The 9,788-nt window shown below is 65.6% G+C and carries 8 protein-coding genes; 5 read left to right on the top strand and 3 right to left on the bottom strand.

Features of this window, described 5'->3' with window-relative positions; genetic code table 11:
• The first annotated feature begins 201 nt into the window (after positions 1-201).
• Positions 202-1,743, top strand: a complete 1,542-nt coding sequence (locus Q0L30_RS11205) for an amidase (protein ID WP_296654916.1) — start codon at positions 202-204, stop codon at positions 1,741-1,743.
• Positions 1,744-1,796: 53 nt separating this feature from the next.
• Here the strand turns inward: Q0L30_RS11205 and Q0L30_RS11200 are convergent, their stop codons facing one another.
• On the bottom strand, positions 1,797-2,111 hold the full coding sequence (locus Q0L30_RS11200; RefSeq protein ID WP_296654915.1) for a high-potential iron-sulfur protein: 315 nt from the start codon (positions 2,109-2,111) through the stop codon (positions 1,797-1,799).
• 878 nt (positions 2,112-2,989) lie between these two features.
• Between Q0L30_RS11200 and Q0L30_RS11190 the strand changes: the two genes are divergently transcribed.
• Positions 2,990-5,500: an ESPR-type extended signal peptide-containing protein gene (locus tag Q0L30_RS11190; RefSeq protein ID WP_367277805.1), complete on the top strand. Its 2,511-nt coding sequence runs from the start codon at positions 2,990-2,992 to the stop codon at positions 5,498-5,500.
• 86 nt (positions 5,501-5,586) lie between these two features.
• On the opposite strand, the gene Q0L30_RS11180 is transcribed toward Q0L30_RS11190, so the two are convergent.
• Positions 5,587-6,693, bottom strand: coding sequence for an NAD(P)/FAD-dependent oxidoreductase (locus Q0L30_RS11180; protein WP_296654913.1), 1,107 nt, complete (start codon positions 6,691-6,693; stop codon positions 5,587-5,589).
• A gap of 204 nt (positions 6,694-6,897) precedes the next feature.
• Positions 6,898-7,224 (bottom strand): DUF4148 domain-containing protein, encoded by a 327-nt coding sequence (locus Q0L30_RS11175; protein WP_296654911.1) that lies wholly within the window; start codon positions 7,222-7,224, stop codon positions 6,898-6,900.
• A gap of 389 nt (positions 7,225-7,613) precedes the next feature.
• Here Q0L30_RS11175 and Q0L30_RS11170 point away from each other — a divergent pair, with 389 nt between their 5' ends.
• The 3 genes from Q0L30_RS11170 to Q0L30_RS11160 all read left to right on the top strand — a co-directional run bounded on the left by Q0L30_RS11170 (position 7,614) and on the right by Q0L30_RS11160 (position 9,759).
• The gene (locus Q0L30_RS11170) at positions 7,614-8,126 is read left to right on the top strand and encodes a hypothetical protein (protein WP_296654909.1); all 513 of its coding nucleotides are present in this window, start codon (positions 7,614-7,616) and stop codon (positions 8,124-8,126) included.
• Between the two features lie 31 nt (positions 8,127-8,157).
• Positions 8,158-8,955, top strand: a complete 798-nt coding sequence (locus tag Q0L30_RS11165; protein WP_296654907.1) for an endonuclease/exonuclease/phosphatase family protein — start codon at positions 8,158-8,160, stop codon at positions 8,953-8,955.
• A gap of 159 nt (positions 8,956-9,114) precedes the next feature.
• Positions 9,115-9,759: a LysE family transporter gene (locus Q0L30_RS11160; RefSeq protein WP_296654905.1), complete on the top strand. Its 645-nt coding sequence runs from the start codon at positions 9,115-9,117 to the stop codon at positions 9,757-9,759.
• The last annotated feature ends 29 nt before the right edge of the window (positions 9,760-9,788 follow it).

The following is a 9,788-nucleotide window of genomic DNA, read 5'->3' as shown; positions in this document are numbered from 1 at the left end:
TCGGCTTCGGCTTCGGCTTCTGCTTCGGCTTCGGCTTCGGCTTCGGCTTCGGCTTCGGCTTCGGCTTCGGCTTCGGCTTCGGCTTCGGCTTCGGCTTCGGCTTCGGCTTCGGCTTCGGCTTCGCCGTCACGCTCACCGACACACTCGCCGGTAGCCAGGCGCTCACGCATCGCCCGTTCGCCAGTAACAGGAGGCCGCACCTTGCAGTCCGACTATCTGGAATATGACGCCATCGGCCTCGCCGAACTCGTCAAGCGCGGCGACGTGAGCGCGCGCGAACTGCTCGATACGGCGATCGCGCACGCGGAAGCGGCCAATCCCGCGATCAACGCGATCGTGCTCAAGGACTACGACGCGGCCCGCCGCCGCGCAGCGCGGATCGAGGCGGGCGCGAACGGCACCGATGCCCTCGCCGACGGCCCGCTCGCCGGCGTGCCGTTCCTCGTGAAGGATCTCGGCGCGGCGGTGGCGGGACTGCGCATGACGTTCGGCAGCCGTCATTACCGCCACTACGTGCCCGCCGAGGACGCCCCGGTCGTCACGCGCTTTCGCGCGGCGGGCCTCAACATCTTCGGCAAGACGAGCGCCTCGGAACTGGGCCAGATGCCGTACACGGAGCCCGAACTCTTCGGCGCATGCCGCAACCCGTGGAGCCTCGACCACACGCCCGGCGGATCGAGCGGCGGCGCGGCGGCAGCGGTCGCCGCGGGCGTCGTGCCGCTCGCGCACGCATCGGACGGCGGCGGCTCGATCCGCATTCCCGCGTCGTGCTGCGGCCTGTTCGGTCTCAAACCGTCGCGCTCGCGCCAGCCGCCTTCGAACCTCGCTCCGCCGCCGGGCGCGCTGGGCGTCGATCTGGCCGTCTCGCGCAGCGTGCGCGACAGCGCGCTGATGCTCGACCTCATCGCGGGCGACCCTGCGCTCGCACCCGGCGCACCGGGCACGTTCCTCGCGGCGGTTCGCGAGCCGTTCGACCACGCCGGGTCACGCAACTTCGCGCTCAACGTCGCGCTCGTCACCGACCCGATGTTCGCCTTTTCGCTCACGCCCGAGGTGCTCGCCGCCGTCGACGATGCGGCCGCGCTCGTCGCCTCGCTCGGCCATCGGGTGGAGCCGGTTGCGCTGCCGGTCGATTTCACCGCCGCGCGCGACGCGTTTCTGATGCTGTGGTCGGTCGTGGCGGAGCAGTCCGTGCTCAAGGCCGACGACGTGACCGGTACGGCGCCGCGCCGCCAGGACTTCGAAGTTGCGACGTGGGCGATGGCGCATATCGGCCGCAAGTTCGGCCAACGCAATCTGTCCAGTGCGCTCGACGTGCAGCGGCACATCACGGCGCAACTGGCCGATCTCATGACGCGCTACGACGTGATCCTGTGCGCGACGCTCGCGGCGGCGCCGGTAAAGATCGGCGAACTCAAGCCGTCACAGACCGAGCGACTGCAGATGCGCGCGGTCACGGCCATGCCGATGGAGGCCCTGATGCGAAAGATGCTGATAGAAGCGTCGAACAAGGCGTTCGCCTGGGCGGGCTGTACCGAGTTGTTCAACCTGACGGGCCAGCCGTCGATGTCGGTGCCGCTGATGTGGAGCGCGCGCGGACTGCCGATAGGCGTGCAGTTCGCCGCACGCGACGGCAACGATGCATTGCTGCTGCGCCTTGCGGCGCAGCTCGAGGCGGCGCGGCCATGGTTTGGCCGGCGTCCGCCTTTACTGCAGGCGCGTGGACCGATGTCCCGCGTCTGATTGACGCATCCGCGCCGAATTTGCGGGAGCGGTCGACCTACAACAAACGGCGCTCAGGCCTTCTTGTTGTAGCCGTTGCACCAGCCCTTACCCGAAACCTGCTTGCCGCCAAACATCGGGCACGGTGCAAATGCGTCGGTGGCCTTGCCTTGATACAGCGCGCAGTTATGGCAGTTCTCGCCAGCGACGTACTTGGCGAACTTCGCCTTGTCGACCTTGGTCGCGTCGGTCTTGTAGCCAAGCGTCACGGCCATGGCGTCGGATTCGCTAACCTTCGTGGCATCAGCAGCGAAAGCCTGCTTCGACAGCGCGACGGTCGTTGCAACACCAATGCTCGTGATCAGGAAGCTGCGGCGGGACGATTTCATGAAAGAGTCACTCCAATATCCAATATGTGGGGCAATACGCAGTTCTATGACAGCGCGGCGCAAGCATAGCAACGAAGTGCTGTCGGATACAAAGGCGTTCCTCAAGACAAGCGAAGTGCGTGGACCCGAACCTGGACCGACAGACGCGCGGTTCTGTCCTGGCTGTCATAGCAACCTCAACCCCGCCAAACAACCTCGTGATTTGCCGTTCCACAAAGCAGTTCTTCATGGTCGCAAGGGCCAGATCGCAGAAATTGTCAGATAAATCTCAACCAATTCAACGAGGATCGCGACTTTTCCGCTTGCATACGAAACGCGCGAACGTTTACACTCCGAAAGCTTTTTGAAAGGTCGGCGACTGCCCGGAGGATGGCCAGGGCGAGCCTATGCGAAACATCCGCGCTGAACGAGGATGGCGGCCTTTCCCCGACAGAGGCGAACTCAAGAACGGGTGATGGAAACGGCGCACTAACAAGACGACGGTGTCATGGATGACACCGCACAGCGCACACGCCGACGTTCAAACGTATCGCCAGTGACTGGCGAACACTCGCACCGCGCACGGCAATGGCTCCGGCGTTAGCCAGAGAGTCATATCGCCAGCGCGCGGACAGATCAGGTATCAGCGGTATCGGAGGCATCAGGTAACGCAAACAGGTATCACGGCACGATTAATCAGTACTTCGAATTATGTATTTAGCTAGCGACTGCGCAAGCGCCGCGTCGGAGCGGCACTTGAGCGAATACGGGGCGGCTATTCGGGAACAAGAGTTTCAAATGCGGCTAACAAAAAACCTCGGATTCCATAGCTTTCCGGACAGTTTTATTTCGTTTATCGATTTTCCCTCATACCACCAACACGATCTCTCAATACAGAAATGAACAGGATTTACCACTCGATATTTAGTGAAGCATTGGGTTCCTGGATTGCTGTCCCGGAAAATGCTCGCGCCCGCGGCAAAAAAGCCACCTCTACCGTCATCGTTCCGATCATTCTCGGCTTGTGTGGTTCAGGCGGGGCACTGGCTGGCGCCCTGGACGGCGGCAGTATTTCTCCCAACATAAAATGCGACACTCCGTTGGCCTATGGCCCGGGTGCGATCGCAGGGAATGGGGCGGGCGCGGCCATATGCGGACATAGCGCAGACCCCATCGCGATTGGATCAAATGCGGTAGCGGCAGCCAATTACGACACTGCAATTGGCACCGGTGCCATTGCAGGCGCGACTGGAGTAAACGATCAAGCGAATACTGCGATTGGCACGCGAGCGAATGCGACGGGTGGAAGTACCGCCCTCGGCGTAAAAACAACGGCATCCGGAGCGGGCAGCGTGGTGCTTGGAAACGGTTCGACCGATGACGGCGAAGCGAATGTCGTCTCGGTCGGATCGAGTAAAAACCAACGCAAAATCGTCAATGTTGCCGCCGGTACGCAAGCTACCGACGCCGTCAATGTGGAGCAATTGAATTCATTGTCGACGTCGACTTTGAACAGCCTCACGTCGGCCAACAGCTCGATCGGTGTGCTGTCCAACAGCTTGAGTTCGACCGACAGTTCGCTCGCAGCACTTTCAACGACAACCTTGAACAGCCTCTCGACGGCCAACAGCTCGATCGGTGCGCTGTCCAACAGTTTGAGTTCGACCGACAGTTCGCTCGCAGCACTTTCAACGACAACCTCGAACAGCCTCTCGACGGCCAACAGCTCGATCGGTTTGCTGTTCACCAGCTTGAGCTCGACCGATAGTTCGCTCACGTCGCTGTCGACCGCGACCTCGACCGGCATGGTTTCGCTGTCCACGGGCCTCAGCACGACCGCCGACCTGATCCTGTCGCTGTCCACGTCGACCACGAACGCCATCAACGATGCGCAGACGCGCTATCACAGCGTGAACGACAACGGCACGCGGCAGGACAACCACGACGGCAGCGGTGCAACGGGCATCAACTCTCTCGCAGTAGGCGTCAACGCCAAATCGGCAGGCACGAGCAGCGTCGCGGTCGGCGATGGCTCGAACGCCGAGTCGGATGGCGCGGTTGCCATCGGCCAGAACGCATCGGCGTCGGGCGGCCAGGCCGTGTCGCTCGGCGCCGGTAACACGGCAAGCGGCAACGGCGCGGTCGCAATCGGCGACCCGAACGTCGCGACAGGCACCGGCGCGGTGGCGATGGGCGCGGACAACACGGCGACGGGCACCGGCGCACTGGCGATCGGCAACGCGAACCAGGCGACCCAGGACAACACGATCGCGCTCGGCAACCAGGCCATCGCAAGCGCCATCGGCGCACAGGCCTACGGCGCGGGCGCCAGTGCCACGGCGACCGACGCGCTCGCCTTCGGCACGAACGCACAGGCCAACGTCGCGAACTCGATTGCAATGGGCGCAAACTCGACCACGGGCAACGCCGTCGCAGTGCCGGCCATCACGGTCGGCGGCGCCTCGTATGCGGTCTCCGGCATCGCGCCGGTGGGCGTCTTCAGCGTCGGCGCGGCAGGGCTGGAACGCCAGATCACGAACGTCGCAGCCGGCCGTGTCTCGGCCACCAGCACGGACGCGACCAACGGCAGCCAGCTCAACGCGACGAACCAGGCTCTCAACAGCCTGTCGACATCGCTTGCGTCGAACATGTCGTCGCTGTCGAGCAGTCTGAGCGACACGAACAGCAACGTGGCCTCGCTGTCGACCGGCCTGAGTTCGACGAACAGCAACATGGACTCGCTGTCGACGACAAGCTCGGCGGGCCTCAGCTCGCTCTCCACTGGCCTGAGCGTGACGAACGACAACGTGGCGTCGCTGTCGACGGGCGTGGCGAACATCAACAACACGCTGAACTCGCTGTCGACGACCATCAACAACACGACAGTCGTCAACGCCAACGGCATCGCGTCCGACATGAACGGCACAACCAACGACAAGCCGGCCGTCACGGCCGGCTCGAACTCGGTGGCGCTCGGCGCCAACTCCAACGACGGCGGCCGCTCGAACGTGGTGTCCGTCGGCAGCACGGATCAGCAGCGTCAGGTCGTCAATGTCGCGGACGGCACGGAGGCGACAGACGCAGTCAACGTACGCCAGCTCACGTCAGCAACCGAAACGGTGAACCGATATACCGACCAGCGGCTGGACTCCATGCAGCAAGGCGTGAATCACCTCGCGCGTACCGCGTACTCCGGCATTGCAATCGCAGGTGCGCTCGCGGGGATGCCACAGGTCGATCCGGGCAAGGTCGTGTCGGCCAGTGTCGGCTTCGGAAACTACGGCGGCTATACGGCCGTTGCAATCGGCGGCAGCGTGCGGATTGCCCAAAACACCGTCGTCAAACTGGGCGCGGGCACGGTGAACGGCTCGCGCCTGATGATCAACGGCGGCCTCGGGCATTCGTGGTAAGCACGGCGCGGTAAATACCGCGCACTAAACGCGCCGCACTCAACCTGGCGCGCCCAGCCCCGCGAGTTCAACCTCGCGGGGTCCGCTCAGCGCGCGTCGGCCAGTTCGCACACGCGCTGGGCAATCGCCAGCGACGCCGTGAGCCCCGGCGACTCGATCCCGAACAGGTTCACGAGCCCGCGCACGCCGTGCGCGGCGGCCCCCTGGATCATGAAGTCGGCAGCGGCTTCGCCCGGGCCCGAGAGCTTCGGCCGGATGCCGGCGTAAGCCGGCTGCAGCGCGCCGTCGGGCAACGCGGGCCAGTAGTGGCGGATTTGCGCGTAGAACGTATTGGCGCGTTGCGGATTGACGTTGTAGTCGATGGCATCGATCCACTCGACGTCCGGACCGAAGCGCGCCTGGCCGCCCATGTCGAGCGTGAGGTGAACGCCCAGCCCGGCCTCGTTCGGCATCGGATAGATGAGGCGCGAAAACGGCACGCGCCCCGATACGCCGAAGTAGTTGCCGCGCGCCAGATAGATCGGCGGGATGTGGCGCGCATCGAGGCCGCGAATGCGCCGCGCCACGGCGGTCGCCTGCAGGCCCGCACTGTTGATGACACAGGCCGCGCGCACTTCGGTCGGCGACGCGCCGCCGACCCGGACGACGAAGCCGTTCGGCGCCACATCGATCGACTCGACCGGCGACTGGAGCGCGATCACCGCGCCGTCGCGTTCGGCGTCGCCCTGTAACGCGAGCATGAGCTGATGGCTGTCGACGATGCCGGTCTGCGGCGAATAGACGGCCGCGATGCATTCGAGCGCCGGTTCGAGCGCGAGCGCCTCGCTGCCGCTGATGCGCGTGAGGTCGAACACGCCGTTTTCCTTGCCGCGCGCCAGAATCGCTTCGAGCTGCGGGATCTGGTTGGGCGCCGTGGCGACGAGCAGCTTGCCGCAGCGCGCGTGCTCGACGTGGCGCGCCGCGCAGTACTCGTAGAGCATTTCGCGGCCACGCACACAAAGCGTGGCTTTCAGCGAGCCGCGCGGGTAGTAGAGCCCGGCGTGAATCACCTCGCTGTTGCGCGAGCTGGTGCCGGTGCCGATGGCGCCGGCCGCTTCCAGCACGATCACCTCGCGCCCGCGCGCCGCGAGCGCGCGCGCCACCGCCAGCCCGACGACGCCTGCGCCGATCACTACACAGTCGATCTGATCCATGTCTCCACATCCGTCCCTGCGGCGCCGGCCGGGACTTCGGCCTGACGTCCGCGATCTGCTGAGTCCGGGTGACGGCGCGCGTCGCGCCGCCGCTATGCAGAAAATTGTACGCCGTGCCGCGGTGCAGCATCCGCTATGTCGTACGGCTGTCCGGCGAGCAATGCGCGGCAACGCACAGGCGCGTTGCCGCAAACGCCATGCGGCTCAGTGGATGGCCGCGCCGCCCGAAGCGGGAACGGGGCGCGCCGCGTGCAAGAGGTCCGTCGAGATCTGCACGCGCGGCGCGGCGTAACCGCCCATGGCGAACTGCGGCGGATAGTCGGGCGCGCTCGGATTCTTGCTGAGTTCGCCGTTGGCTTTGGCTTCGGCGAGTTCCGCTTCGACTTCGGCGCGCGTCCTGGGCGCGTTGTTCGTTGCGGCGGGTGCGGAAGCGACTTCACCAGCGCGAGCCGGGAAAGCAACGAAGACGACGAAAGCCGTGAATGCAGTGATGGCAGAGGCCAGCGGAACAGCGAGCGGAGCGGTCTTCATGGCAAATCCTCGATGCAGGTCGAAGCGTGTCGGCGTGGCGGGCGAAAAGCCCTGCTGGCCGGTGTTTCGGCGCCTGCCATGAAGTGCAGTTTACGACTGAACTATCGAAAAGCAATTTCGATAAGAGTCAAACCACCGTTGCAAAACGCGCAACAACGAGCAACATCGCGCCCCGGATTCATGCGATGAAGATGCATTCGTTGCCGCGGCAACATCAATGGGCGCAAATGTCGCGGTTGAACCTCCGACGTACATCCCCATCTCATATTGAGCTGCGACGGTCCGGCATTTGCGAACCGGGTATAGGATCGAAGATCACGACAATCCAGCCACGCAGCCAGGGTCACGCCGTCGCCGCCCGGACGGCGCGCGTGCACGGAGTCAACGATATGACGTTGTGGAAACACTGCCTCACCACCACGCTGTTCGCCGCAGCCGCCAGCACGGCCGCCGTGAGCGCGCATGCGCAGGATGCGGCGCAGCCCGTCGTGAAATGGACGCTGCAGGTGTTGCAGGACGGTCGGCAGGTCGACGCGTTCGAGGGCACGACCACGGTCGGCCAGGCGCGCACGGATACCCACCATCATGTCGTCGCCCACAACGTCGGCTGCAAGGACCATCCGGACGCCGGCATCGACCTCCAGCGCACGCTGACCGTCTCCCCGCTGCAGGCGAATGCGAGCGAGACGATTCTCGCAATCGATGCCCAGGAAACGCTCGAATCCACCAACCCGTCGCAAACGCCCGAAGGCTGCGCGCTGCCGCCGCAGCCGCGCCGCGTTGCCGCCAGCCATCCGGGGCTGCGCGTGCCTGCGGGCGAAGCGGTGAACTGGCAGATCGTCGACCAGAATCCGGCGCTTGCGTACCGGATCAGCGCAAGCCTCGCGCCGCCGCCGCTCTGAGCCCCGCGGCGCATCACAGAACTACCCCCGTATGCGAAATCCCGAAGAACCGCTGATAGACACCACACACAACCTCGACTTCGTCGCAGTGAGCTGGAACCTGCACAAGGGCCGCTCGCCACTCGGCTTCGAGGCCTGGCAGGCGATGCGGCGCTGGGTGCAGTCCACCCACGCCGATGCCTGGTTCCTCCAGGAAGCCATGGCCCGGCGCCTGCCGCAACCAGTGCTCGCTTCCACGTTCGGCGCGCCGCTCGGCGATCCGCTCGAAGACGTCTGGCATTGCCAGGCCACCGAGATCGCCCGCTCGCTCGAACTCCAGATCGCACTGGGCACCAATGTGTTCAAGCCGTCCTGGCGGCACGGCAACGCCATTCTTTCGCCGCATCCGCTCGACCTCGGCGGACGTTGGGACATCTCCGCGCACCGGTTCGAGCGGCGCGGGCTGCTCGTGGCGCGCGCGAGCGTCGGCTCGCGCTCGGTCACGCTGCTGTGCGCGCACCTTGCGCTCACGCGCAGCGCGCGCATGCGGCAAATGAACTGGATCGCGCACTGGATCGCGAAGGAGGCGCCGCAAGGGCCGCTCGTGCTCGCGGGCGACTTCAACGACTGGCGCAACGACTCGGTGCCGATCTTCGCCGAACACGGCATGCACGAAGTGGCGACGCTGCTCGGCGAACCCGCACGCACGTTTCCGGCGTTTTCGCCGACGCTCGCGCTCGACAAGATGTTCGTGCGCGGCCTGCAGCCTGTCGAGCTGATCCGGCCCGCGCAGGAAACCGCGTGGCTTTCCGATCACCTGCCGTACATGGCGCGGCTGCGCCTGGAATGACGCGATCCATGCCGCCGGCCGATGCCGCCGGCGGCGCTCAACGCCGGCGTTTTACCGGCGTCTCGTCCCGTATTTCGCCCCACATTTCGTCCCGCATTCCCCTCGCCTCGCGCTAACATGGCGCGTTGCGCGCCGCGCGTCCTGCCGTCCGTCCGAGTCATGCACTACATCACCACGCTGCTCCAGATCGCCGCGGTCTATTCGCTCGCGCTGATCAGCCCCGGCCCGAACTTCTTCATGGTCACGCAACTGTCGCTTGCCGGACGGCGCGGACTCGGCGTCGCATCGGCGTTCGGCGTGGGCGTCGGCTCGACGCTCTGGGCCGCGCTCGCGATGCTCGGCCTGGCCACCGTGCTTCAGCGCATCGACTGGGTCTACAACGGCGTGCGCGTGGCAGGCGCGCTGTATCTCGTCTGGTTCGGCTTCAAGCTGTTGCGCTCGGGCGTGCGGCGCAGCGCCGCACCCGAGGTCAAGGTCGTCACCGAGCCGCTGCCGCCCGCCGGACGCCGCGAGTACTTCCGCACCTGGCGCGCCGGGTTCTTCACCTGCCTTACGAACCCGAAGTCGTGCGTGTTCTGGACGAGCGTGTTCGCCGCGATGTTTCCCTCGCACCCGCCGCTGTGGTTCTACGGCGTGGCGCTCGCGACCGTGGCGGCGATGTCGTTCGGCTGGCATTGCAGCATCGCGTTCCTGTTCGCCGACGACCGCACGCAGCGCGGCTACCGCCGCGTGCGCCGCCCGATCGACGCGTTCTGCGGCGCGGCGCTCGTCGGCCTCGGCCTGAAGCTCGCGGCGGACCGCTAGACGCCTCGCGCAAGCCGGGTGAGCGGCGT

The organism is Paraburkholderia sp. (assembly GCF_024281035.1).
GTDB lineage: Bacteria > Pseudomonadota > Gammaproteobacteria > Burkholderiales > Burkholderiaceae > Paraburkholderia.
Note: the sequence above shows the minus strand (reverse complement) of the source record. Positions and strands in the feature narration are given on the sequence as shown.

Excerpts from the sequence above, each read along its gene's own strand:
- Q0L30_RS11200 (WP_296654915.1), bottom strand. The coding sequence starts at position 2,111 with ATGAAATCGTCCCGCCGCAGCTTCCTGATCACGAGCATTGGTGTTGCA.
- Q0L30_RS11190 (WP_367277805.1), top strand. The coding sequence starts at position 2,990 with ATGAACAGGATTTACCACTCGATATTTAGTGAAGCATTGGGTTCCTGG.
- Q0L30_RS11180 (WP_296654913.1), bottom strand. The coding sequence starts at position 6,693 with ATGGATCAGATCGACTGTGTAGTGATCGGCGCAGGCGTCGTCGGGCTG.
- Q0L30_RS11175 (WP_296654911.1), bottom strand. The coding sequence starts at position 7,224 with ATGAAGACCGCTCCGCTCGCTGTTCCGCTGGCCTCTGCCATCACTGCA.
- Q0L30_RS11170 (WP_296654909.1), top strand. The coding sequence starts at position 7,614 with ATGACGTTGTGGAAACACTGCCTCACCACCACGCTGTTCGCCGCAGCC.
- Q0L30_RS11165 (WP_296654907.1), top strand. The coding sequence starts at position 8,158 with ATGCGAAATCCCGAAGAACCGCTGATAGACACCACACACAACCTCGAC.
- Q0L30_RS11160 (WP_296654905.1), top strand. The coding sequence starts at position 9,115 with ATGCACTACATCACCACGCTGCTCCAGATCGCCGCGGTCTATTCGCTC.